The organism is Pseudomonas sp. 2995-1, from assembly GCF_002742505.1.
Lineage (GTDB): Bacteria > Pseudomonadota > Gammaproteobacteria > Pseudomonadales > Pseudomonadaceae > Aquipseudomonas > Aquipseudomonas sivasensis.
On sequence record NZ_LJSA01000332.1, the window covers coordinates 708098 to 732773 of the forward strand.

The window sequence follows — 24676 nt, forward strand, 5'->3', positions numbered from 1 at the left end:
GCGGCAAGCCCCCTCACGCATTGATCGCATTCGCTTCAGGGGTGTGTCATGGCTGAATCCCTGCCCCTCAAACGGTTGGTCACTCGCCTGCTGGTCATGGTCGTGGCGATGTTCGCCTTTGGTTTCGCCCTGGTGCCGATCTACGACGTGATGTGCAAGGCGTTTGGCATCAACGGCAAGACTGCCGGGCAGTATGAAGGCGAGCAGATCGTCGACCCGACGCGTCAGGTGCGGGTGCAGTTCCTGTCTACAAACGCCATCGACATGGTCTGGGACTTCTACGCCAAGGCGGACGAGGTGGTGGTCAACCCAGGCGCTGTGACCGAGATGCTGTTCGTGGCCCACAACCCCACTGACAAGCCGATGACCGCCCAGGCCGTGCCAAGTATTTCCCCGGCCGAAGCGGCGATGTACTTCCACAAGACCGAGTGTTTTTGCTTCACCCAGCAAGTGCTGCAGCCAGGCCAGCGTATCGAGATGCCCGTGCGTTTCATCGTCGATCGAGACATGCCCAAGGATGTGAAGCATTTGACCCTGGCGTACACGCTATTTGATATCACTGCGCGCCAACCGCCCGTGGCTTTGCATACCGGCGGCTAGCTACTGTTTGCCCCCTCAATCGGGAGAGTGAATACATGTCGAATCATGATACGTACTACGTACCGGCACAAAGCAAGTGGCCGATAATTGCCACGTTTGGCCTGCTGATCACCGTGTATGGCCTGGGCGTGTGGTTCAACGATCTCAAGGCCGCTCGCCCGGAATCCCACGGCCCGTGGATCTTTTTCGTTGGTGGGCTGCTGCTGGCCTATATGTTGTTCGGCTGGTTCGGTGCGGTGATTAAAGAAAGCCGCGCGGGTTTGTACAGTCCGCAGATGGACCGCTCGTTTCGCTGGGGGATGAGCTGGTTCATCTTTTCCGAAGTGATGTTCTTCATCGCCTTCTTCGGTGCGCTGTTTTATGTGCGGCACATGTCCGCGCCCTGGTTGGCCGGTGAAGGCTCAAAGGGCGTTGCGCACATGCTGTGGCCGAATTTCGAATTTGCCTGGCCATTGCTCAACAACCCTGACCCGAAACTCTATCCCGCCCCCGAGGGCACCATCAGCCCGTGGGGCTTGCCGCTGGTCAACACCATCCTGCTGGTGAGCTCCAGCGTGACCATCACCATCGCCCACCATGCCTTGCGCAAAGGCCATCGCGGCGCGCTGAAAATCTGGTTGGCGCTTACCGTGCTGCTGGGCCTGGCGTTTCTCGGGTTCCAGGCCGAGGAATACATCCACGCCTATAAAGAGCTGGGCCTGACGCTGGGCTCCGGTGTGTATGGCGCGACGTTCTTTATGCTCACCGGATTCCACGGTGCCCACGTGACCATCGGCACGATCATTTTGTTTGTGATGCTGATGCGCATTCTGCGTGGCCACTTCAACGCCGAGCACCAGTTTGGTTTCGAGGCAGCCAGTTGGTATTGGCACTTTGTGGATGTGGTGTGGATCGGGCTGTTTTTCTTCGTCTACGTACTGTGAGGCGTCTTACCACGGCGCGTGAGAAACCAGCTGGCCGCTGAAAAATCCCCAGGTAATCAGCATGAGGGTGATCACGGCCAGTACGACACGCACGGTCAAGGCAGTGACGAGGCGGTTGGAGTTGCCCTCATCCTTGACCAGAAAGAACAGGCCACTGAACAGGCTCACAACAGTCGCGATCAGCATCAGGGCAATGGCTGCTTTGAGCATGGTCTGGCTCCTGGATTTTGATGGGCATTGATGAAGAGCGGCGGGCAATGAAAACAAGTATAGCCAGCGCCATAAAACAGTTTCGCCCCGGTATTGCGCCGACATTGGTGGTGTTGGTGCTGCTGCCCTTGATGGTGGGTTTGGGGTGCTGGCAGCTGTCGCGCGGGCATGAAAAGCAGCTGTTGCTCGACAGCTATGCCGAGCGCCGCGCGGCTGAGCCGATGAGCAGTGAACAACTCAATGACACGGCAGATCCGGCGTTTCGCCGTGTGCATCTGCGCGGTCAATTCGACGCCGACCATAGCGTCTTGCTCGACAATCGCATGCGCAATGGCAAGGCCGGTGTCGAGTTGCTGCAACCCTTCCACGATCAGGCCAGCGGCCTGTGGCTACTGCTCAATCGCGGCTGGCTGCCCTGGCCGGACCGCCGCAAACCGCCCGCCTTCACCACACCAGAGCAGCCGTTGAATATTGACGCGTGGGTGTACGTCGCCCCTGGCGAAACCTTCCAACTGCATGCCGACCCCGCAGCCACGCAATGGCCGCGATTACTCACGGCGCTGCATCCCGCAGCGCTTTGGACAGAGTTGGGCCGCAGTGGCTTTGCCTACGAACTGCGCGCTGAAGCCGGCCCCGGTACCTACGAAACGACTTGGCCGGTGGTCGCCATGGGCCCGGAGAAACACCTGGCCTATGCCGTGCAGTGGTTCGCCATGGCGCTGGCGCTGCTGGTTCTTTACCTCTATCTCGGATCGCATAACAAGAAGGAGAAGCCCCATGGGAGCGGCCACGAATCCACTCAACATGTCTGACCTGCCCGATCGGCGCAAAGGCCGCTGGCAACTGCTGCTGATCCTGCTGATGGTGATCGGCCCGATGGTGCTGGCCACGTTTATGTACAAGCTGCAGTTCTGGGTGCCGGACAGCCGCAGTTATCACGGCGAGATGATCGGCAATGGCCAGACCCGCGCCGATATCGGCGTGCAGGCGGATGAACTGCGCTGGCAACTGCTGGTGACTGCGCCCGCCGCCTGCGCCGCCGATTGCCAGCAGTTGGTGTACCTCGCGCGGCAATTGCAGATCGGCCTGGGGCGCGATGCCTCGCGCGCCAGTCACGCGTTGGCCGGTGCGCAACCGGTCGGTGCCGATTACGAAGCCAAGCTGAAAGCCGAATACCCGCAATTGCAGCGCTATCAACTGGACCTTTCGACGTTTAACAAAAACGCTGCCGCGCCGGGCGATGCGCAGCTGTGGATCGTCGATCCCCACGGCAACCTGGTGCTGCGCTACGACGCCAAGGTCAAGGGCAAGGACCTGCTCAACGACCTGCGCCACCTGTTGAAATTGTCGAACATCGGATAAGGGCATCGTCATGGCCAAACCTGGATTTCGCCTCGCGTTGTTTGCCACCTTGCTGGCGCTGATCGTCGTGCTGCTCGGCGCCTATACCCGCCTGACTCACGCCGGCCTCGGTTGCCCGGACTGGCCGGGTTGTTATGGTTTTATCAGCGTGCCGCAAAGTGAAGCCCAGTTGGCCCATGCCGAATTGCATTTTCCTGACACGCCAGTGGAGGCCGACAAAGGCTGGGCCGAAATGACCCATCGCTACTTCGCTGGCACTCTGGGTCTTTTGATTGCGTTGTTGGCGGCGCGCTCTTGGAGTCATCGGCGTGACCCAGGCCAGCCGGTCAAGTTGCCGTTGTTTCTGCTGGCGGTGGTGTTTGCCCAGGCGGCGTTTGGAATGTGGACGGTGACCTTGAAGCTGTGGCCGCAGGTGGTGACAGGGCATCTGCTTGGCGGCTTTGCCACCTTGAGTTTGCTGTTTTTGCTGACCTTGCGCCTGTCCGGTGTACTGCCCGCGCTAATCGTGCCCAAGCGCCTGCAATATTGGGCGACGGCTGGTTTGGTGCTGGTGATCGGACAGATTGCGCTCGGTGGTTGGGTCAGCTCCAATTACGCGGCCGTAGCCTGTGTCGACTTGCCCACCTGCCATGGACAATGGTGGCCGGCGGCAGACTTTGCCAATGGCTTTCACCTGACCCAACACATCGGCCCAAATTATTTGGGCGGCCAGCTCGACAGCGAGGCGCGCACGGCCATTCACCTGACCCATCGTATCGGCGCAGTACTCGTGACCCTGGTCCTGCTCGGCCTGGCCTGGCAACTGCGCGCGGTGGGCATGACGCGTCTGTCGGGCTTGTTGCTGATCGCCCTCGGCGTGCAAATCTGCCTGGGGTTGAGCAATGTGATGTTCGGCCTGCCGCTGGCGGTAGCGGTCGGGCATAACGCGGGCGGTGCCGGGTTGCTGCTGACCCTGGTGCTGGTCAATTACCACGCCCGCACCAGCCTGGTTCGGGTGCGCAATCAGTTGCCGTTCGGCTGGCGCTTCATCCCGCGCAAACACGTATCAGGCCTCATCACCCTTAAAGGAGAGATGCCATGGCGACCTTGATCGGCGCGCGTCACGATCAGGCGATCTGGCGTGACTATCTAGAGCTGACCAAGCCGAAAGTAGTGGTGCTGATGCTCATCACGTCCCTGGTGGGAATGTTCCTCGCCACCCGCGCGGGCGTGCCGTGGACGGTGCTGATTTTTGGCAACTTGGGCATTGCCCTGTGCGCGGGCGGCGCGGCGGCCGTCAACCATGTCGTGGATCGGCGGATCGATGCGGTGATGGCACGCACTCACAAGCGGCCCCTGGCGGAGGGTCGCGTGTCGCCGATTGCGGCGCTGGCCTTTGCATTGTTTCTGGCTGTTGCAGGGCTGGGCCTGTTGCTGGCGTTCACCAATGCCCTGGCGGCGTGGCTGACCTTGGCCTCGCTGCTCGGCTACGCCGTGATCTACACCGGATTCCTCAAGCGCGCGACGCCGCAGAATATTGTCATCGGCGGGTTGGCTGGCGCTGCACCGCCGCTGTTGGGTTGGGTCGCCGTCACCGGTCACATCAGCGCTGAACCGCTGCTGCTGGTGCTGATCATCTTCGCTTGGACCCCGCCGCACTTTTGGGCCCTGGCCATCCACCGCAAAGAGGAATACGCCAAGGCCGACATCCCCATGCTGCCAGTGACCCACGGCGAGCACTACACCAAGGTGCATATCCTGCTCTACACCTTTGCCCTACTGGCGGTGAGCTTGATGCCCTACGTGATCCATATGAGCGGCCCACTGTACCTGGCGTGCGCGCTGGTATTGGGCGCACGCTTTCTGCAATGGGCCTGGGTGTTGTACCGTGGCGGTCGGCCGCACGCGGCGATCAACACCTTCAAGTACTCTATCTGGTACTTGTTCCTGCTGTTTATCGCCCTGCTCGTAGACCACTACCTACTGTTGAACCTATGACTCGAACTCAAAAAACCGTCTTCATCCTGGTGGCCATCGTCGCGTTGATCATGGGCCTGACCGTCAACAAAGTGCTTAGCGGAAAAGGCCAGGGCGACCCCACCGCGCTGATCGACGCCGGCATCATCCTGCTGCCGCAAAGCCGTCAGCTTCCGCCTGTGACCATGACAAATCAGGACGGCCAGCCGGTGGCGTTCAACGAGTTGAAGGGGAAGTGGAGCCTGTTGTTCTTCGGCTACACGTTCTGCCCGGATATCTGCCCGACCACCCTCGCCCAATTGCGCCAGATCAAAAGCGAACTGCCGAAAGAGGCTGTGGATAAGTTGCAAGTGATCCTGGTCAGCGTCGACCCGCATCGCGATACGCCGACTCAGCTCAAGCAGTACTTGGGCTACTTCGATCCGCAGTTTATGGGCCTGACCGGCGCGAATGTGGAGGATGTGCAGAAGGTGTCGAATGCGGTGAGCATCCCGTTTATTCCGGCAGATACCAGCAAGCCGAACTACACCGTCGATCACAGCGGTAACCTGGCGCTCATCGGCCCGGATGGCACGCAGCGTGGGTTTATTCGTTCGCCGTTGAACAACCAGAAATTGGTGGCGCAGTTGCCGGGGTTGTTGCAGCGCAATTAGATGCACCCCCAAAAAAAATGTGGGAGGTGGCTTGCTCCCGATTGCTGAGTGCCTGTCACTGCATCTGGTGACTGACCCACTGCTATCGTGGGCAAGCCCCCTCCCACATTGTTTGATCTCTGGTGTATTGGAGATCGGGTAGATCAGAACGCCGGCTTGATCGCGCCTTTGTACTTCTCTTCGATGAATTGCTTCACTTCAGGCGTGTGCATGGCAGCTACCAGCTTCTTCACTGCGTCCGAATCCTTGTTGTCTTCGCGGGTGACCAGGATGTTCACGTAAGGCGAGTCGCTGCCTTCGATCACCAATGCATCCTTGGACGGGTCCAGCTTGGCTTCCAAGGCGTAGTTGGTGTTGATCAACGCCAGGTCGACCTGGGTCAGCACGCGCGGCAGGGTGGCGGCTTCCAGTTCGCGGAACTTCAGGTTTTTCGGGTTTTCGGTGATGTCTTTGATGGTCGACAGGATGTTGGTCGAGTCCTTCAATTTGATCACGCCGGCTTTATCCAGCAGCAACAGCGCGCGGCCGCCGTTGGTGGCGTCGTTAGGGATCACTACGTTGGCACCGCTTGGCAGCTCGTCCAGCTTTTTGTACTTGCTGGAGTAGGCGCCCAGAGGCTCCAAATGCACCGCGCCGACGCTCACCAGGTGAGTGCCCTTGGCTTTGTTGAATTCATCCAGGTACGGCTGGTGCTGGAAGAAATTAGCGTCCAGGCGTTTTTCCGCTACCTGTACGTTGGGCTGTACGTAGTCAGTGAAGACTTTGACCTGCAGGTCCACGCCTTCTTTGGCGAGGGCGGGTTTCACGAATTCCAGGATTTCCGCGTGGGGTACCGGCGAAGCAGCGACCGTCAGGGTCTCGGCATGGGCGGAAAACGCGGCAACGGCGGCGAAAGCAACCAGTAGTTTTTTCATCCAACAAGCTCCTTGTTCGGGCATGTGCCGGCTTTTGGCCGGCAATGGCCGTTATTTTCGAGAAAAGTGCACCACCAGCCTGTCGCCGACGGTTTGCAGAATTTGCACCAGGATCAACAGCATCACCACGGTGACCACCATCACATCGGTCTGGAAACGCTGGTAACCGAAACGGATCGCCAGGTCGCCCAGGCCGCCAGCGCCGACCACACCGGCCATGGCCGTGTAGGACACCAGCGTAATCGCCGTCACCGTAATCGCCGCGAAGATGCCGGGGCGTGCTTCGGGCAACAGTGCATTGGTGATGATCTGGCGAGTGGTTGCGCCCATGGACTGGGTGGCTTCGATAATGCCGCGGTCCACTTCACGCAAGGCGGTTTCCACCAGACGCGCGAAGAATGGCGTGGCGCCCACCACCAGCGGCGGGATCGCACCGGCCACGCCCAGCGAGGTGCCGGTGATCAGTACGGTGAACGGGATCATCACAATCAGCAGGATGATGAACGGCAGCGAGCGCAGGATATTCACGATCAGCGACAGCAGCGCGTACAGCCCTTTTTGCTCGAACAGCTGGCGCGGGCTGGTCAGGAACAGCAGCACGCCCAACGGCAGGCCTAGTAGCACGGTAAAAAACAGCGAACCGAACAGCATGATCATGGTGTCGCCGGTGGCGAGCCAGATTTCGGACCAGTCGATATTGGCGAAGAAACTCAGGAAGATTTCCATTAGCGCAGCACCTCCATGTGGACGTCTGCGGCGGTGAAGCGGGCAAAGGCCGCTTCCATGTCACCGCCGGTGACCGCGAGGGTCAGTTGCCCATAAGGGATGTCTTTGATGCGGTCGATACGGCCGGCGAGGATGCTGTAGTCCACACCCGTTTCGCGGGCGACGGTACCCAGCAGCGGCGCGTAGGTTGCGTCGCCCTGGAACGTCAGACGTACGATGCGGCCCGGTACGTGGGCGAAGTCATCACGCTGCTCGCCTTCGTCGACCTGTTCGGCTTCTTGTACAAAACGTTTGGTGGTCGGGTGCTTGGGATGCAGGAAAACGTCGGCTACCGAACCTTGCTCGACGATCACGCCGGCGTCCATCACGGCCACCTGGTCGCATACGCGGCGGATCACGTCCATTTCATGGGTGATCAGCACGATGGTCAGCTTCAGCTCGCGGTTGATCTCAGCCAACAGTTGCAGGACCGACGCGGTGGTCTGTGGGTCGAGGGCGCTGGTGGCTTCGTCGCACAGCAAGATCTTTGGCTTGGTCGCCAGGGCGCGGGCGATGCCGACGCGCTGTTTCTGGCCGCCGGACAATTGCGCGGGGTACTTTTTGGCGTGGTCCGACAAGCCGACGCGGGCGAGCAGTTCAGCCACGCGCAGGTCGATGTCTTTACGCGACAGTTCGCCGGCCAGGGTCAGTGGCAATGCCACGTTATCGGCGACGGTCTTGGACGCCAGCAGGTTGAAGTGCTGGAAGATCATCCCGACCTGCTGACGGAAGCGGCGCAGGCCGTTGGCGTCCAGGGCGGTGACTTCTTCGCCGTCGACCGTGATCTGGCCGCCACTGGGCTCTTCCAGGCGGTTGATCAGGCGCAGCAAGGTGCTTTTACCCGCACCCGAGTGGCCAATCAGGCCAAACACCTGGCCGTTTTCGACGCGCAGACTGGTGGGGTGCAGTGCGGGGATATCCTTACCGGCGACGCGGTAGGTTTTATGGACGTTTTGAAACTCGATCACGTAGCGAACCTTGTGGGGCGCATTGAAAAGGGATCAGCGGTTAGCCGGGCGCGCATTTTAGCCTGTCCATCTAGTGTTTCTTAGCATTTATTTCGCATTCAACCTGCGATTTGGCAATAACGCGATCAAAGGTCATAAAAAAGGAACGGCCCAAAACCCCATCAGTCACTACTTAAGCAACTCGATTTCCCAGGTGCCGTGCCTGGGGTTTTGCTCAAACGAGCCGGGCACCGCTCTGGCCACTTTGAATAAGGAGTTTTGACTGATGAGTACCAAGAAGCCAGCCACACCGCCGAAGAGTGACCTTGCGGGCACCGATACCCTGGATCGTGGTAACACCAACGCCAAATTACACAGCCTGGAACAGTTTCGCTCAGACGCTACTGGCCAAGCCTTGCGCACCAACCAAGGTGTGAAGATTTCCGACAACCAGAACAGCTTGAAGGTCGGCGCGCGAGGGCCTTCGCTGCTGGAAGATTTCATCATGCGTGAAAAGATCACGCATTTTGACCATGAACGCATCCCCGAGCGCATCGTGCATGCCCGAGGTACGGGCGCCCATGGTTATTTCCAATCCTATGAGAACCATTCGGCGCTGACCAAGGCCGGCTTCCTACGCGACCCTGGGCACAAAACCCCGGTGTTCGTGCGTTTTTCCACCGTGCAAGGCCCGCGTGGTTCCGGCGATACGGTGCGTGACGTGCGGGGCTTTGCCGTGAAGTTCTTCACTGATGAAGGCAACTTCGACCTGGTGGGCAACAACATGCCAGTGTTCTTCATTCAGGACGCGATCAAATTTCCGGACTTTGTGCACGCGGTAAAACCTGAGCCGCACAACGAGATTCCTACCGGCGGCTCGGCGCACGACACCTTCTGGGATTTCGTCTCTCTGCAACCGGAGTCGGCACACATGGTGATCTGGGCCATGTCCGACCGGGCTATTCCTAAAAGCCTACGGAGCATGCAGGGTTTTGGCGTACATACGTTCCGCTTCATCAATGCCGAAGGCGTCTCCAATTTCGTTAAGTTTCACTGGCGCCCTACCGCCGGTACGTGTTCGTTGGTGTGGGACGAAGCACAAAAGCTCGCAGGTAAAGACACCGACTACCACCGTCGCGACCTGTGGGAGTCCATTGAAACCGGTGATTACCCTGAGTGGGAACTGGGCGTACAGGTAATCCCTGAAGACAAGGAACACGCCTTCGACTTCGACATTCTCGACCCGACGAAGCTGATTCCGGAGGAATTGGTGCCGATTACGCCGCTGGGCAAAATGGTGCTGAACCGCAATCCGGATAACTTCTTTGCTGAAGTTGAGCAGGTGGCGTTCTGCCCTGGGCATATCGTTCCGGGCATCGACTTCTCCAATGACCCACTGCTGCAGGGGCGCCTGTTTTCCTACACCGACACGCAGATCAGTCGCCTGGGCGGCCCGAACTTTCATGAGTTGCCGATCAATCGGCCGGTAGCGCCATTTCATAACGGCCAGCGCGATGCTATGCACCGCACGGTGATTGACAAGGGGCGTGCTGCCTACGAGCCCAATTCGATCGATGGCGGTTGGCCGAAAGAAACGCCACCTGCGGCGCAGGACGGTGGTTTCGAGTCGTACTACGAGCGTGTTGATGCCAATAAAGTGCGTGAGCGCAGTGAATCGTTCGGCGACCACTTCTCTCAGGCGCGCCTGTTTTTCCGCAGCATGAGCAAGCATGAGCAAGAGCACATTATCGCGGCGTACAGCTTTGAGCTGGGCAAGGTCGAGCGTGAGTTTATTCGTGCGCGGCAGGTCAACGAGATCCTGGCCAATATTGACCTGGAACTGGCCAAGCGCGTGGCGCAGAACCTCGGCCTGCCGGTACCGAAAAAAGGCACAGTGGAAGAGCGCGAGACCGCGTTGGCACGCTCGCCTGCTTTGAGCCAGGCGAACTTGCTGCCAGCGGATATCAAGACGCGCAAGGTGGCGATCTTGGCGGCGAATGGCGTGGACGGCGTGGCGATTGCGGCATTGAAGAAGGCCTTGGAAGCCGAGGGTGCGCACGCCAAATTGCTGGGTCCAACCTCGGCACCGGTCACCACGGCGGATGGCAAGAGCCTGCCGGTGGACGCGACGATGGAAGGAATGCCGTCCATCGCGTTTGATGCGGTCTTTGTGCCTGGCGGTAAAGAGTCAGTGAAGGCGTTGAGCGCGGATGGTGTGGCGTTGCACTACGTGCTGGAGGCTTACAAGCACTTGAAGGCTATTACCGTCGCCACTGATGCCAAGTCGCTGTTGGATCTGTTGAAGCTTGAGGTGGATGCGGGGCTGATCGTGGGGTCGGATGCGAAGGCGTTCAAAGCGTTCTTTGCCGCGATTGGGCAGCATCGGGTATGGGATCGTGAGCCTAAGGCCAAAGCGATTCCGGCTTAACTATTTGGGTGTCTGTTAGACCGCTATCGGGAGCAAGCCCCCTCCCACATTTTGAACTGCGAATACACTCAAAATGTGGGAGGGGGCTTGCTCCCGATGCGTTTATTGCGCCTTGCGCGGAATCAACACAACCTGCGCCGGGATGTGTTTCAGAATCTGCCTGTGAATCTTCAGCTCATACGCCGAATCAATGCGTTTCACCCGTTTGGTCAGCAGCGTAGCCAACCACGGGTAATCCTCGGTGCGTGGCGCCTGAATGCTCACGTCGCACTGGTAATTCACCACGTCGGTGGCAATCGCATCCAGTTGATGGCGCAATTCTTCGATATTGGTGAGGTTCAAGGCCACCGTGGTGCTGGGCGCCGCCGGGTCGATGACCTTGGCGGCGGGCTTGGCCTCGGCGGCCTTGAGCGCCTCTTCGGCTTTATCCAGTTCGACCTTGCGGGCGTGGGTAATAGCGCTGTTGACGCCGCCGGTCAGGGCTGGCGCCTTGGGCATCAGCGCGCGGGCGCGGCTCAGGGCGGTGGCGGCGGCATTGACGTCACCTTTTTGCAGCACGATCTGGCTGCGCTGCAGGTAGGCTTCGGCCAATTGGCGCTGATAAGGCTCTAGTGTCGGGTCGTTAGGCGACTGGGCCTGCAACGCTGCCAACTGGTCTTCGGCAGTGGCGAGCTCGCTGCTGGCGAGGTTTTGCTCCAGCTGCGCGATGGCCGCAGCACGTGGGTCCGGAGCCTCGGGGGCGGCGGGCGGTGTGCTTTGGCAGGCGCCCAGCAGCAGGGAAAATGCGGCAAGGAGCAGATAACGGGAGGTGAACGGCTTCATTCCTGCGACTCTCTATTTGCGCAAAAAGCGAGCAAGTCTACACCCCTCGACGGGGCAGGACAAAACTCAGCAGAAACAGGGCGGCGGCCGCGACCACAATCGATGGTCCGGCTGGCGTGTCCTTGAACCAGGACAGCGCCAGGCCTCCGCACACTGCCAGCATCCCCAGAAGGCTTGCACCGATGGCCATCTGCTCGGGTGAGCGGGCGTGGCGTTGGGCGGCGGCGGCGGGGATGATCAGCAGCGACGTGATCAACAATACGCCGACAATCTTCATCGCGACAGCGATCACCACGGCGATCAACAACATTAGGGCCATGCGCAAAGCCGATACGGGCAAGCCTTCGACCCTGGCCAGTTCTTCATGCACCGTGATTGCCAGCAGTGGGCGCCACAGGACTACCAGAAGCACCAGAACAGCAGCACTGCCGCCGAGGATCCAGGCCAGGTCCGTTGGGCTGATCGCCAACAGATCGCCGAACAGATAGGCCATCAGGTCGATGCGGACTTCATGCATAAAGCTCAGTACGACCAGGCCTAGTGACAACGTGCTCGGCGCCAGAATGCCCAGCAGGGTGTCCGAGGCCAGCGGCTGGCGCTGTTGCAGGGTTACCAGCAGCACCGCCAGCAGCAGGCAGCCCACGGTCACTGCGATGGTCGGGCTTACATCCAGCAGGAAACCCATCGCCACGCCCAGCAGCGCGGCGTGGGACAAGGTGTCGCCAAAGTACGCCATGCGACGCCAGACCACGAATGAGCCCAGCGGGCCAGCCACTAGCGCCAAAGCCAAGCCTGCCAGCAGGGCGTAAAGAAGAAAATCAGCCATGCTTGCAGCTATCTCCATGAACGTGGGTATGAGGTGTGGCCGGGTCGTCAACCACAGCGCCATGCAGGTCATGGGCGTGGTCGTGATGGTGGTGGTAGATCGCCAGGCTCTGGGCATTTTTGCCGAACAACTCGACAAACGCCGGGTCGCCGCTGACCTGTTCCGGGTGGCCGGAGCAGCACACGTGGCGGTTGAGGCACACCACTTGGTCAGTGGTGCTCATGACCAGATGCAGGTCGTGAGAGACCATCAGCACGCCGCAGCCGTGGCGGTCGCGCAGGCGTGTGATCAGGCTGTACAACTCGGCCTGGCCGGCGACATCGACGCCCTGCACGGGCTCATCGAGCACCAGCAACTCGGGCTCGCGCAGCAGGGCGCGGGCCAGCAGTACGCGCTGCATTTCGCCGCCGGAGATGCTCTGCACCGGGCTGTCGATCACTTGTTCGGCGCCGACTTCCTTAAGTGCAGCCTGTGCGCGGACACGGTCTACGCCAGGCACCAGGCGCAGGAAGCGAAGTACAGAGAGGGGCAAGGTCGGGTCGACGTGCAGCTTCTGCGGCATGTAACCGACGCGCAGCTTGGGCTTGCGCCATACGCTGCCGCTGTCGGGCTTGAGCAGGCCAAGCACGGCACGCACCAGGGTGGTCTTGCCGGCGCCATTTGGGCCGATCAGGGTAACGATCTGCCCCGGCTCTACGCTCAGTGCGATGTTATCCAGCACGCTTTGCCCGGCGAACGTGACCCCAACCTGCTCCAGTCGGATTAACGCGTTGCTCATCAAGCCCCCTGGCAGCCCGCGCACAGGCCGACCACTTCGACCGTTTGCCCTTCGACCCTGAAGCCAACGTCGGCGGAGCTTGTGATAATGGCGTCACTGATGCTTTTTTGTTCAAGTTCGATGGCGGCGTGGCACTCGCGACAGATGAGGAACTGGCCCTGGTGCGCGTGCTCTGGGTGGTTGCAGCCGACAAAGGCGTTGAGCGATGCGATGCGGTGTACCAGGCCGTTTTCCAACAGGAAGTCCAGCGCGCGATACACGGTTGGAGGCGCGGCGCGGCGGCCGTCCTGCTCGCTGAGCACGCCCAGAATGTCATAGGCGCCCAGCGGCTTGTGGCTCTGCCACACGAGCTCCAGCACCCGGCGACGCAAGGCGGTCAGGCGCAGGCCTTTCTGCGCACACAGGGTGTCGGCTTCCGACAGCGCGGTGTGCACGCAGTGAGAGTGGTCGTGGGGACGGCTGGCAAGCGGTGTTTTAGGCATGAGCGGCGACAGATATTTGATAGAGACGTTATTATGTTACCCGTTCCTACGTCATTGAGTGGTCATCGTGTCCCGACTTTTTCCCGTTTTTGTCGTTTTCATCACCAGTTTGTTCATCGCAGGCACAGTTCAGGCCGAGGTACGGGTACTCACCAGCATCAAGCCTCTGCAGTTGATAGCCGCGGCTGTGCAGGACGGCGTGGCCGTGCCGGAGGTGTTGTTGCCCCCCGGCGCATCGCCGCATAACTTCGCGCTGCGCCCATCCGACGTACGGCGTGTGCAGTCGGTGGATCTGCTGTACTGGATTGGGCCGGATATGGAGAGTTTCCTGCCTCGCGTGTTGAAAGGTCGTACAGCGACGACGGTAGCGGTGCAAGACTTGCCGGGAATGAAACTGCGTCGTTTCGGTGAAGATAGCCATTCTCACGCTGACGATGCCGACGAACATGACCACGATCACCGCCCGGGCAGCCTGGATGCGCATTTGTGGTTGTCCACGGTAAACGCCCGGGTGATTGCTGCACGTATGGCAGCCGACCTGAGCGCCGCTGACCCAGTGAATGCCGAGCGTTACCAGAGCAACGCAAAGGCGTTTGCCGGCCGTCTGGACGCCCTGGATGCACGCCTGAAAAAACGTATGGCGAGCATCGGCGACAAGCCTTACTTCGTGTTCCACGAAGCTTTTGATTACTTCGAAGATGCTTACGGGCTTAAGCACACCGGCGTGTTTAGCGTCGCCTCCGAAGTACAGCCAGGTGCCCAGCATGTAGCGGCAATGCGTACTCGCTTGCAGGAAGTGGGCAAGACCTGCGTGTTCAGTGAACCGCCGTTGCGCCCGCGCTTGGCAGAGACGCTGGTGGCCGGGCTGCCGGTGAAACTGGCTGAATTGGATGCGTTGGGCGGGTATACACCGGCGACGGCTCAGGGTTATGAGCAGGTGCTGGAGAAGCTGGGGAATGACTTGGCCGGTTGCCTGGAGTCGTTGTAAGCCTCACAACGAAGATCAAATGTGGGAGGGGGCTTGCCCCCGATGAACGCGCTTCAGTCGATGATAATTTGACTGATGCATCGCCATCGGGGGCAAGCCCCCTCCCACATTTTTGACCGGGTTGGTCCTTAGAGCGCGAATGGCAGGTGGACGGTGACCTGCTGGCGCTGCGCCAACCGATGTTCGAACTCGGCGGGATCGTGAATCAACACGTCCTGGCCGGCAAATGACTCAGCGGCAATCAGCCGTGACAGCCAGAACCGCACGCATGCCACTCGCAACATGGTCGGCCAAAGCTCCGCTTCCTTCGCTGTAAACGGTCGCAGTCCAGCATAAGCGCCCAACAACGCACGAGCGCGTTGTCCGTCGATCACACCATCGTCATCCGAACACCAGTCATTCAGCGCGATTGCCACGTCGTAGAGCATCGGGCCCGAGCAGGCATTGTAGAAGTCGATCAAGCCTGTCAGGTGTGTACCTTCGAACATTGCATTGTCGCGGAACAGGTCGGCGTGCACGTTGGCGCGCGGCAGGGCGAGAATCTCGGCCTTATGGGCTTCGATTTCAGTCAATGCAGCGTTCAGCAGGCTTTGCTGTGCATCGTTCAAATGCGAAATTAGCTGCGCACCTTCGCTGAGCATCCAGTCCAGGCCGCGATCAGTTTTGCGTTCCAGCACCTTCTCGCCTTGCGTCGCCAAGTGCAGGTGACCAAGCAACTCACCTACTTGGGCGCAATGCTGTGCGTTGGCGTCTTTGATGTGCTTGCCGGCCAGGCGTGGTTGCAGCAGTGCCGGTTTACCCTTCAATTCGCGCAAAGCCATGCCATCGGTGGTCCGCAGGGCGTATGGCACAGGCAGATCGGCGTCGTGGAGCACGTCGAGCAGTTCGATGAAGAACGGCATCTCCGCGACAGGGCCGCGCTCAACGAGGGTCAGGACGAATTCGCCCTGCTCCAGGCTGATAAAGAAATTGGTGTTTTCGCTGCCGGCAGCAATCCCCTGGAAATCAAGCAGGCGGCCGAGCCCGTAAGGGGCGAGAAAGGTTTCCAGCTCGGGCCGAGCCAGGGGGGTGAACACAGACATGGTTAAAACTGCCATTACGGGCGCCGCTGTGGGCGGCGCCAATTGAAGTTAAGAAATCATTTCCATTCGAAGATCTTCCATGACGGGATCAGCATATCCGGCTGGTCAGAGCGGATGAAGTTTGCGTCGGTTCCGTCCGCGCGCACCAGGAAATAGGGAGGAGCACCTTTAACGGTCACCTTGATTGCATACAGGAATCCGTTTTGACGGTACTCCTGAATAGTCCTGTTGCCTTCCGTGCGAATGGTCACTTCCGGGTCGCCCGAAGGCGCATCGTCTGCCGCCATGGCAGCCATCGGAGCGAGTGCAATCAAGCCAGTCAACAGCAGGCGATTGAATGTACGCATGATAACCTTGTCCCTTTGTTTTCATTGGTCCGGCTATTCTAGCGCCAGACCCGCCGAAAAGGTTGATCCTGCTCATGAGCCAAGCGCCCCTCGTCCTGGTGGACGGTTCTTCTTACCTGTACCGCGCCTTCCACGCGCTGCCACCGCTGACCACTTCCAAAGGCCTGCCGACCGGTGCGGTCAAGGGCGTGTTGAACATGCTCAAAAGCCTGCGCAAGCAGTACCCGGACAGCCCCTTTGCGGTGGTGTTCGACGCCAAGGGTGGGACTTTTCGTGATGACATGTACGCCGAATACAAGGCTAACCGTCCGAGCATGCCCGATGACATGCGCGTGCAGATTGAGCCGCTGCATCAGAGTGTGATCGCCTTGGGCTTCCCGCTGCTGTGCGTTGAAGGCGTTGAGGCCGATGATGTGATCGGCACCCTGGCCCGCAGCAGCGCGGCGGCTGACCGTCCGGTAGTGATCTCCACCGGCGATAAGGACATGGCGCAGTTGGTCGACGGGCACATTACCTTGGTCAATACCATGACCGGTAGCGCCATGGACGTGGACGGCGTAAAGGAGAAATTTGGCGTCGCTCCGGAGCAGATCATCGACTATCTGGCGTTGATGGGTGATTCGTCCGACAACATCCCGGGCGTTCCGGGGATTGGTCCTAAGACCGCTTCCGGTTTGCTGGTGGGTGTGAATGGCGGCCTCAAAGAGCTTTATGAACAGTTGGATATTGTGCCGACTCTGCCGATCCGTGGTGCCAAGACGCTGCCAGCCAAGCTTGAAGAGCACCGGGAGATGGCGTTTCTTTCCTACCAACTGGCGACGATCAAGATTGATGTGCCGCTGGACGTGGGATTGGACGATCTGCACCTGATTGAACCAGACCGCGAGAAGCTGCTGGAGCTTTACACGCTGTTGGAGTTCAAGAGCTGGATTGATGAGATTCAGCGCGATGCCAAGCGTGTTGAACTGAAGGCGGTACCGGTGGCTGAGAAAGCTGTTGAACCCCAAGCGCCCGTAGAAGCCTCGTACACCACAATCCTCGACCAGGCCACGTTCGATCTTTGGCTGAAGAAGCTAAACGACGCGAAGTTGTTCGCTTTCGACACTGAAACTACCGGGATCGACGCCCAACAGGCGCAACTGGTCGGGGTTTCCTTCGCTGTGCAGCCCCATGAAGCAGCATACATCCCGCTGACCCACTCCTACATTGGCGCGCCGGAACAGCTGGATCGTGACACCGTACTGCTGGCCTTGAAGCCGTTGCTGGAAGATCCGTCCAAGCTCAAGGTAGGCCAGCACGCCAAATTCGACATGAATATCTTGGCCAACTGCGCTATCGGCGGCGACACAGCAAACGGCATCACCGTGCGTGGCATCGCGTTCGACACAATGCTTGAGTCCTACGTGCTGAACTCCACCGCGACGCGCCATGATATGGACAGCCTGGCCAAGAAGTACCTGGACTACGACACTGTCAGCTTCCAGGACATCGCAGGCAAAGGCGCCAAGCAGTTGACGTTTGACCAGATCGCGCTTGAACAAGCGGGTCCCTATGCGGCCGAAGACGCAGATGTAACCTTGCGGTTGCATCAGGAACTGCATGCGCAACTCGCTGCTATCCCGAGCCTGGCCAGTGTGCTGACGGACATCGAAATACCTTTGGTACCCGTGCTGGCCCGCATCGAACGCCAGGGCGCTTTGGTCGATGCGAAGTTGCTCGGCGTTCAGAGTATTGAGTTGGGCAACAAGATGGTTGAGCTGGAACGCCAGGCCTTCGAGATCGCTGGTGAGGAATTCAACCTGGGTTCACCTAAGCAACTCGGGGCGATTCTCTACGAAAAGCTGGGTCTGCCGGTGCTGAAGAAGACAGGCAAAGGACAGGCGTCTACCGCCGAAGAAGTGCTGGCCAAGCTGGCCGAAGATGACTATCCGCTGCCTAAGGTACTCATGCAGTACCGCAGCATGAGCAAGCTCAAAAGCACTTACACCGATCGCCTGCCGGAGCAGATTAACCCGCGCACCGGGCGTGTTCACACGTCATATCATCAGGCCGTGGCGGCAACCGGGCGCTTGTCTTCCAGTGACCCGAACCTGCAGAACATCCCCGTGCGTACCGCCGAAGGGCGGCGGATTCGTCAGGCATTCGTGGCGCCCAAGGGCTACAAACTGCTGGCGGCGGACTATTCGCAGATCGAACTGCGGATCATGGCGCACTTGTCCAAGGATGAGGGGCTTATGAATGCGTTCCGCAACGACCTGGATGTGCATACCGCGACGGCGGCTGAGGTATTCAAGGTCGAATTGGCTGAGGTCACGTCCAATCAGCGTCGCAGTGCCAAGGCAATCAACTTTGGTCTGATCTACGGCATGGGGGCACAGAAGCTCGGCAAGGACATCGGCGTCGATACCAAGACTGCAAAGGCTTACATCGACGTGTACTTCGCTCGCTACCCAGGGGTTCGCGACTACATGGAGCGCACCCGCGCCCAGGCTGCCGATCAGGGGTACGTGGAAACCTTCTTCGGTCGCCGGCTGTATTTGCCGGATATCAATTCCAATAAGCCTCAGGAGCGCGCGGCTGCAGAACGCACCGCGATCAACGCGCCGATGCAGGGCACGGCGGCGGACATCATCAAGAAAGCCATGGTGCTGGTGGACAACTGGCTGACCGACTCGGGCCTCGATGCCAAGGTGATCTTGCAGGTACACGACGAATTGGTGCTTGAGGTGCGTGAGGACTTGGTCGAGCAGGTCAGCGAGAAGATTCGCGAACACATGAGCGCGGCGGCACAGTTGGATGTGCCGTTGGTGGTCGACGTGGGCGTTGGCGATAACTGGGACGAAGCACACTGATAGCGGGCGTTTGCCACCACCGGGCGTGGTGGCAGAGTGCTTTAGTTCAAAAGTCGACGTTGGTTATTTCCAATAGTTTTCTGATACCGCCGGAACTTAACCCGTGAACTGCTACTCAGAGTTACTGAATGGGTGGTGAAGCCCTTCAATGCTCCTATGTTGTGTTAAGTGTTGGCAGATATCTGGGCCCCGCCCTAGCGGTCCAGAACTTGAACCCCGAACTTCCCCTCCCCATACGAAGTCCGGGGTTTTTTTTGCCCGCAGAAAAGTTACTCGGCGATTTCCGCGCCCTTGTCTGCTAATTCCATCCAGCCGGCCAGTACGGTGTAGGCGTCTTCCAGGCCCATGCGCTTAGGAGCCGAGAACAGCTGGATGGTGATTGTGTCACCCCAACCTTTGCGGATTTCGGCCTGCACTTTGAGCAGAGTGTTCTTGGCGGCGCCGTAGGTCAGCTTGTCGGCTTTGGTCAGCAGGATATGCATGGGCATGCCGCTGGCGACGGCCCAGTCGAGCATCAGCAGGTCGAAGTCAGTCATTGGATGACGGATGTCCATCATCAGAATCAAACCCTTCAAACTCTCCCGGCCACCCAGGTAAGCCTCCAGGTGACGCTGCCAGTGCAGCTTCAGAGGGATAGGTACTTTTGCATAACCATAGCCCGGAAGGTCGACCAGACGCCGATCATCGTCTAGCTTGAAGAAATTGAGCAGTTGCGTGCGGCCCGGTGTTTTTGAGGTGCGCGCGAGGCTGGCGTGGGTCAGGGTGTTCAGCGCGCTGGACTTACCGGCGTTGGAACGGCCGGCAAAGGCGACTTCAAAGCCCTCGTCATCAGGGCATTGGTCTACTTTGGCGGCGCTGAGCATAAAGGTGGACTGTTGGCACAGGCCTAGGATGGGATTCTTGAGTTGCATGAGATTTCCGATGTGGGCGGTGCCGAGAAAGGGTGCGGCAAGCGGTGTCGTTTCCGTTTCAGTAGCGCCAGTATATAATGCCGCAGATTTTGTGTGTGCTTTGTCCCAGCGAAGGATGAGGTACACGGGAGCGAAAGACCTTTATTGCGCATTAGAACGCAAAACGCTCTCAAACCCTGAAAAGGTCGATGTATGACCTGATGGTTGCTCGCTTTTGGTGCCCTGATCCCGCTTTACGGCGCTCAGGCTACACAGGAACCGGAAGCGCTGTACAACCGAGTTTGCGTGGCCACGACAGTGCGACACGTGACCGAGGGTTTCAAGGCAATGCCGCCGCGTGGTTTGTGCATGGACTGCAGTACTGAGGATTACCATGCCGTCATTGAGTTGATGGTGAGTAAACCCGGTAGATAACTCTTAAACCCTTAGCCGTAGTTGGATTAGCTGATGAACAAACTGATCGTGAGTCTGCTGTTGACCTTGGGCATCACTGGCGCTGCCGTCGCTGCAGAGGGCCCCATTAAAGGTGATGCCACTGCCGGTCAAGCGAAAGCCGCTGTGTGTGGTGCCTGCCACGGACCGGATGGCAACAGCCCGGCGCCGAACTTCCCCAAACTCGCTGGCCAGGGTGAGCGTTACCTGACCAAGCAGATGCAGGATATCAAGAGCGGCAAGCGCACTGTGCTGGAAATGACCGGCCTACTGGCTAACTCCAGCGATCAGGACCTGGCAGACATCGCGGCGTATTTTGCCAGCCAGAAGGGCAGCGTGGGAGCTGCTGATCCTAAATTGGTGGCACGCGGCAAGAAGCTATTTCGCGGTGGCAATCTGGATAAAGGCCTGCCGGCCTGCACCGGCTGCCATTCACCGAACGGCGCAGGTATTGCGGCAGCGGCCTTTCCTCACTTGAGTGGTCAGCACGCTCAATACATCGCCAAGCAGCTGACGGATTTCCGCAAGGAAGAAGGTGGTCGAGCTAACGATGGCGACGCGGCGATCATGCGTACCATCGCCCGCAAGCTGAGCGATGAAGACATCGCAGCCCTCTCCAGTTACATCCAGGGCCTGCACTAAGCGCCTGCAACGTTAACGCTCGATTAATCCCGCGATGCAAGCATAAAAAGGGTGGCCCAGGCCGCCCTTTTTTGTGGCCGGTGCCGTTACACTAACGAACTCATGCCCGCGTAGACCTGTCACACCTAAAGGTCGCGTGAGGCGACTTTATTTGTCCAGGAGTAAAGCATGCGTAATCTGATCCTCAGCGCCGCTCTCGTCACTGTCAGCCTTTTCGGCATGACCGCACAGGCTGCCGACGTGCCGCTTGAAGCCGGTAAAACCTACGTGGAATTGGCCAATCCAGTGCCTGTTTCTGTGCCGGGCAAGGTCGAAGTGGTGGAGCTGTTCTGGTACGGCTGCCCGCATTGCTACGCGTTTGAGCCGGTCATCAACCCTTGGGTCGAGAAGCTGCCTAAAGACGTGAACTTCAAGCGCATCCCGGCCATGTTCGGCGGTCCATGGGATGCCCACGGCCAGCTGTTCCTGACTCTGGAAGCCATGGGCGTGGAGCACAAGGTCCACAACGCGGTATTCAACGCGATCCAGAAAGAAGGCAAGCGCCTGACCAAGCCAGAAGAAATGGCTGACTTCGTCGCGACCCAAGGCGTCGACAAAGACAAGTTCCTGGCCACCTTCAACTCGTTCGCCATCCAAGGCCAGATCAAGCAGGCCAAGGAACTGGCACAGAAGTACGGCGTACAAGGCGTACCGACCATGATCGTCAACGGCAAATACCGTTTCGACCTGGGCACTACTGGTGGTCCTGAAAATACCCTCAACGTTGCAGACCAGCTGATCGCCAAAGAGCGCGCAGCCAAGTAAGGGGCTTCCCATGCGCCGCTGGGGCACCACCGAACGTGTCGTTGGCCTGCATGACCCGCAGGTCAATGAACATCACCTGGAATCGACAGGCTTGCCGGCGGACAATCGTCTGCGTCTGCTCAGTTTCAATATCCAGGTGGGTAACAGCACCGAGAAGTACCGTCACTACATCACCCGTGGTTGGCAGCATTTGCTGCCCCACAACGGGCGGGCCGGTAACCTGCAGAAGATCGGCGACCTGTTGAGTGACTTCGACCTGGTCGCCTTGCAGGAAGCCGACGGTGGCAGCATTCGCTCGGGCTACATCAATCAGGTCGAGCATCTAGCCCATCTTGGGGCTTTCCCCTACTGGTATCAGCAACTCAATCGCAACCTCGGGCGCCTGGCGCAGCACAGTAATGGTGTGCTCAGCCGCTTGAAGCCGACCGCCATCGAAGACCATCCATTGCCGGGTCCAAAGGGGCGTGGGGCGATCCTCGTGCGTTTTGGCGAAGGGCCTGAAGCCTTGGTGGTGGTAATGATGCACTTGGCGCTCGGGGGGCGTACGCGCAACCTTCAGTTGGCTTACGTGCGCGATTTGATTGGCAAATACAAGCATCAGGTGCTGATGGGGGATATGAACACCCATGCCAACGACCTGCTGCAGAATTCCCCGTTGCGCGACCTAGGGCTATTAGCGCCGCAAGTCGAAGCCACGTTTCCGAGCTGGCGACCGCAACGCTGTCTTGACCATATCCTGCTCAGCCCGAGCCTCACACTGGAAAGTGTGCAGGTGCTGGCGCAGCCCATTTCCGATCACCTGCCGGTCGCGGTAGAGATTCGTCTGCCGGGCTCGCTCACGGCAGATGCATTACCCGCGTTGAGCCCTGGCCCTCGCGGACCCCTTGCATGAGCGACGACGCCCAGCGCTGGAAAGAAAAATACCTGCTAAGTATCGAGCAACAAGAAAAGCTCGAACGCCGTTGGGCTGCACGCCTTGATCTGCTGCGCCGCGGGCTGGTGCGTAGCACGCTGGCGGCGGAAGGTACCGACCGTGCCGTTGATCAATGCATGAAGGAAATGCGCGACGTTGTGCGCACCGACGACATGGACGCCGCCCTCGCGGCCTTGCTGCCGCGCCTGGAAAAAGCCGTGCTCGATTCTGAGCAGCGCCGCGAAACCCGCATTGACCAGATGAGCACCGCATTGACTTCTCTGGTTACGCAGTTGCAAAAGTTGCCGCTGCCCCGTGAGGTAGCCCGTCCGCTGAAAACCTTTGCCAAGCAGTTGGATGGCCGCGTCAGCCAGGCTCGAGAGATTCCTTTGTTGCTCAGCGAGCTGAGCAGCCTGCAAGGGCAGGCGCTGAATAACCTGGAGCCGGAGGGTGAAACTCCGCGTCCTGGGCCAGGTTTGTTGCAGCGTCTGTTTGGTGCCAAGGACGCCGCGAGCGAAACGGTAGCCACTGAGCCCGTTGCCAGCCCAGCGCCGTCCCCCGTTGTGACCCACGCCGCCGCCGAGCCTCAGGAACCTGAGCAAAACGATGAACTGACGCAAGCCCTGCGGGCCTTTGCGCCGCAGACTCAGGAGCCGGTTGCTGCACAACCTGAACCCGCCAAGGCCGTCAGCGAAGCGTTTGTGTACGAGGCGCCTGCGCAGAGGGTGGCAGAGGTTGCGCCTGTCGCCGAAGCTCCAGCGCCTAAGGCGCCACAGCCTCAGGAGGAAGAGCCTGCGGCCGAAAGCGCCCTCGCGGCCTTTATCGAGCCCCCGCCGGTAGCGGTCGAGACGCCGGATGAGACGGTGATCGGTAGTCTCTCGCTCCCGCCTGTGTTGGAGGTCGATGAGCCTGACCCCAACGAGCTGCAATCGGACGGCCCCTATTCCCTGCCTGACTCACCCGAGCCGTCCTACAGCTCTGTGGCCAAGCATATTGAAGACACCCTGCTCGGCCTGCTGGAAGAGCTGTCACTGCCCGAGCGCCATCGGCCACAGGCCGAAGCCATGCGCGAGCGCCTGGCCCACGGTCTTAACTGGTACGAACTGCTGCCGATCCTTGATGACTTGGCGGTGCTGATGCTGGCGATCACCGACAGCGGCCAGCACGAGTTCGAGGCCTACCTGAAACAGCTTAACGAGCGTCTTGAGGCCTTCCAGGGCCACCTGCAAGTGGCCAGCGACGGTCATGCCGACAGCCGCTCCGCAGCCCGGGAGCTGGACACGCAGATTCGCGAGCAGGTCGACGGCCTGCAAAGCAGTGTGCAGGACGCCGCGGACTTGGACAGCCTCAAGCAGGTGCTGGAAAGCCATCTTGAGGGTTTGCTCGGCACCATGGACGAGCACCAGCAGCAGCGTGACCAGCGCGAGCAGGAAGTGGCGGCGCGCTTGAAAGGGCTGGCCGAGCGGGTTGCCAATATGGAGCAGGAGGCCCAGGGCTATCGCGAGCACCTCGAGGTGCAGCGCCAGAAGGCGCTGATCGATCCGCTCACCGACTTGCCCAACCGCGCCGCCTGGAGCGAGCGCCTCGACCATGAGGTCAATGCTTGGCACCAGCACGGCAATAATTTGTCGCTGGCGATGCTGGACCTGGACCACTTCAAGCGCATCAACGATGGCTACGGCCACCTGGCCGGTGACAAGGTGCTGAAGATTATCGCCAACGTGCTGCGCAAGCGCCTGCGCTCCAACGATTTCATCGCGCGGTTTGGCGGTGAAGAGTTTGTGTTGCTGATGCCTGATTCATCCCTGTCGGATGCCCTGGGCGTGGGTGAAGTGCTGCGTGCGGCGATCGAGGCCTGCCCGTTCCACTTCAAGGGCGAGCCGGTGACGATTACGGTATCCATGGGGGTGGCGCAATTCCAACCGGGAGAACGCAGTGACCTGGCGCTCAAACGAGCGGATGAGGCGCTGTACCGGGCTAAAGCGGCAGGTCGTAACCAAGTGCAAGCGGCATAAAAGTTGTTCTATTTTGTAACTTGA

26 protein-coding genes are annotated in these 24676 nt (G+C 59.6%); 15 read left to right on the plus strand and 11 right to left on the minus strand.

The window, feature by feature from the left end; genetic code table 11:
* Positions 1-48 precede the first annotated feature (48 nt).
* Positions 49-600, plus strand: a complete 552-nt coding sequence (locus AOA61_RS12235; protein ID WP_032885075.1) for a cytochrome c oxidase assembly protein — start codon at positions 49-51, stop codon at positions 598-600.
* Positions 601-635: 35 nt separating this feature from the next.
* Positions 636-1523 carry a cytochrome c oxidase subunit 3 gene (locus tag AOA61_RS12240; protein ID WP_095185294.1) on the plus strand — a complete coding sequence of 296 codons (888 nt, stop codon included), beginning with the start codon at positions 636-638 and terminating at the stop codon, positions 1521-1523.
* A 6-nt stretch (positions 1524-1529) separates the two neighbouring features.
* Here AOA61_RS12240 and AOA61_RS12245 read toward each other — a convergent pair whose 3' ends face one another.
* Positions 1530-1733 (minus strand): twin transmembrane helix small protein, encoded by a 204-nt coding sequence (locus AOA61_RS12245; RefSeq protein WP_032885073.1) that lies wholly within the window; start codon positions 1731-1733, stop codon positions 1530-1532.
* Between the two features lie 47 nt (positions 1734-1780).
* On the opposite strand from AOA61_RS12245, the gene AOA61_RS12250 reads away from it, so the two are divergent.
* The 5 genes from AOA61_RS12250 to AOA61_RS12270 are packed head-to-tail and all read left to right on the plus strand — an operon-like array spanning position 1781 to position 5704.
* Positions 1781-2545 carry an SURF1 family protein gene (locus AOA61_RS12250; protein ID WP_099601851.1) on the plus strand — a complete coding sequence of 255 codons (765 nt, stop codon included), beginning with the start codon at positions 1781-1783 and terminating at the stop codon, positions 2543-2545.
* Entirely contained in the window at positions 2511-3095 is a 585-nt protein-coding gene (locus AOA61_RS12255; protein ID WP_099601830.1) for a hypothetical protein, read from the plus strand. Before AOA61_RS12250 ends, AOA61_RS12255 begins: the two co-directional genes overlap by 35 nt.
* A 10-nt stretch (positions 3096-3105) precedes the next feature.
* A complete protein-coding gene (locus AOA61_RS12260; RefSeq protein WP_032885071.1) occupies positions 3106-4185 on the plus strand; it encodes a heme A synthase in 1080 nt (359 codons plus the stop codon).
* Entirely contained in the window at positions 4173-5072 is a 900-nt protein-coding gene (cyoE, locus tag AOA61_RS12265; RefSeq protein ID WP_099601831.1) for a heme o synthase, read from the plus strand. Before AOA61_RS12260 ends, cyoE begins: the two co-directional genes overlap by 13 nt.
* A complete protein-coding gene (locus tag AOA61_RS12270) occupies positions 5069-5704 on the plus strand; it encodes an SCO family protein (RefSeq protein ID WP_099601832.1) in 636 nt (211 codons plus the stop codon). The genes cyoE and AOA61_RS12270 overlap by 4 nt, the downstream gene beginning before the upstream one ends.
* 143 nt (positions 5705-5847) lie before the next feature.
* Here the strand turns inward: AOA61_RS12270 and AOA61_RS12275 are convergent, their stop codons facing one another.
* The 3 genes from AOA61_RS12275 to AOA61_RS12285 are packed head-to-tail and all read right to left on the minus strand — an operon-like array spanning position 5848 to position 8351.
* Positions 5848-6618 (minus strand): MetQ/NlpA family ABC transporter substrate-binding protein, encoded by a 771-nt coding sequence (locus AOA61_RS12275; protein WP_099601833.1) that lies wholly within the window; start codon positions 6616-6618, stop codon positions 5848-5850.
* Between the two features lie 51 nt (positions 6619-6669).
* Positions 6670-7344, minus strand: a complete 675-nt coding sequence (locus tag AOA61_RS12280; RefSeq protein WP_032885064.1) for a methionine ABC transporter permease — start codon at positions 7342-7344, stop codon at positions 6670-6672.
* Positions 7344-8351: a methionine ABC transporter ATP-binding protein gene (locus AOA61_RS12285; RefSeq protein WP_032885062.1), complete on the minus strand. Its 1008-nt coding sequence runs from the start codon at positions 8349-8351 to the stop codon at positions 7344-7346. Before AOA61_RS12285 ends, AOA61_RS12280 begins: the two co-directional genes overlap by 1 nt.
* Before the next feature lie 265 nt (positions 8352-8616).
* Here AOA61_RS12285 and katE point away from each other — a divergent pair, with 265 nt between their 5' ends.
* Positions 8617-10758, plus strand: a complete 2142-nt coding sequence (katE, locus tag AOA61_RS12290) for a catalase HPII (protein ID WP_099601834.1) — start codon at positions 8617-8619, stop codon at positions 10756-10758.
* 102 nt (positions 10759-10860) lie between these two features.
* Here the strand turns inward: katE and AOA61_RS12295 are convergent, their stop codons facing one another.
* Genes AOA61_RS12295 through AOA61_RS12310 form a run of 4 tightly spaced genes read right to left on the minus strand, consistent with a single transcriptional unit; the run spans position 10861 to position 13678 of the window.
* Entirely contained in the window at positions 10861-11580 is a 720-nt protein-coding gene (locus AOA61_RS12295; RefSeq protein ID WP_032885060.1) for a PA5502 family lipoprotein, read from the minus strand.
* Positions 11581-11617: 37 nt separating this feature from the next.
* Positions 11618-12406 (minus strand): zinc ABC transporter permease subunit ZnuB, encoded by a 789-nt coding sequence (znuB, locus tag AOA61_RS12300; protein WP_032885058.1) that lies wholly within the window; start codon positions 12404-12406, stop codon positions 11618-11620.
* Positions 12399-13184: a zinc ABC transporter ATP-binding protein ZnuC gene (znuC, locus tag AOA61_RS12305; protein ID WP_032885056.1), complete on the minus strand. Its 786-nt coding sequence runs from the start codon at positions 13182-13184 to the stop codon at positions 12399-12401. The genes znuB and znuC overlap by 8 nt, the downstream gene beginning before the upstream one ends.
* Positions 13184-13678 (minus strand): Fur family transcriptional regulator, encoded by a 495-nt coding sequence (locus AOA61_RS12310; RefSeq protein WP_177326415.1) that lies wholly within the window; start codon positions 13676-13678, stop codon positions 13184-13186. Before AOA61_RS12310 ends, znuC begins: the two co-directional genes overlap by 1 nt.
* Before the next feature lie 46 nt (positions 13679-13724).
* Here AOA61_RS12310 and AOA61_RS12315 point away from each other — a divergent pair, with 46 nt between their 5' ends.
* Positions 13725-14654, plus strand: coding sequence for a zinc ABC transporter substrate-binding protein (locus AOA61_RS12315; protein ID WP_032885054.1), 930 nt, complete (start codon positions 13725-13727; stop codon positions 14652-14654).
* 128 nt (positions 14655-14782) lie between these two features.
* Here AOA61_RS12315 and AOA61_RS12320 read toward each other — a convergent pair whose 3' ends face one another.
* A complete protein-coding gene (locus AOA61_RS12320) occupies positions 14783-15736 on the minus strand; it encodes a homoserine kinase (RefSeq protein ID WP_095185300.1) in 954 nt (317 codons plus the stop codon).
* Positions 15737-15792: 56 nt separating this feature from the next.
* Positions 15793-16083 carry a DUF2782 domain-containing protein gene (locus tag AOA61_RS12325; protein WP_032885051.1) on the minus strand — a complete coding sequence of 97 codons (291 nt, stop codon included), beginning with the start codon at positions 16081-16083 and terminating at the stop codon, positions 15793-15795.
* Positions 16084-16157: 74 nt separating this feature from the next.
* Here AOA61_RS12325 and polA point away from each other — a divergent pair, with 74 nt between their 5' ends.
* Positions 16158-18935, plus strand: coding sequence for a DNA polymerase I (gene polA / locus AOA61_RS12330; protein ID WP_099601835.1), 2778 nt, complete (start codon positions 16158-16160; stop codon positions 18933-18935).
* 269 nt (positions 18936-19204) lie between these two features.
* Here the strand turns inward: polA and yihA are convergent, their stop codons facing one another.
* Entirely contained in the window at positions 19205-19846 is a 642-nt protein-coding gene (gene yihA, locus AOA61_RS12335) for a ribosome biogenesis GTP-binding protein YihA/YsxC (RefSeq protein WP_099601836.1), read from the minus strand.
* 204 nt (positions 19847-20050) lie between these two features.
* On the opposite strand from yihA, the gene AOA61_RS32215 reads away from it, so the two are divergent.
* From AOA61_RS32215 to AOA61_RS12360, 5 genes are all read left to right on the plus strand, one after another.
* A complete protein-coding gene (locus AOA61_RS32215) occupies positions 20051-20260 on the plus strand; it encodes a cytochrome (protein ID WP_233896924.1) in 210 nt (69 codons plus the stop codon).
* Between the two features lie 33 nt (positions 20261-20293).
* Entirely contained in the window at positions 20294-20920 is a 627-nt protein-coding gene (locus AOA61_RS12345) for a cytochrome c (RefSeq protein ID WP_095185302.1), read from the plus strand.
* Positions 20921-21088: 168 nt separating this feature from the next.
* Complete coding sequence (gene dsbA / locus AOA61_RS12350) at positions 21089-21724, plus strand: thiol:disulfide interchange protein DsbA (protein ID WP_032885047.1); 636 nt, start codon at positions 21089-21091, stop codon at positions 21722-21724.
* 10 nt (positions 21725-21734) lie between these two features.
* Positions 21735-22616: an endonuclease/exonuclease/phosphatase family protein gene (locus AOA61_RS12355; protein WP_032885046.1), complete on the plus strand. Its 882-nt coding sequence runs from the start codon at positions 21735-21737 to the stop codon at positions 22614-22616.
* Entirely contained in the window at positions 22613-24652 is a 2040-nt protein-coding gene (locus AOA61_RS12360) for a diguanylate cyclase (protein WP_099601837.1), read from the plus strand. Before AOA61_RS12355 ends, AOA61_RS12360 begins: the two co-directional genes overlap by 4 nt.
* Positions 24653-24676: the final 24 nt, after the last annotated feature.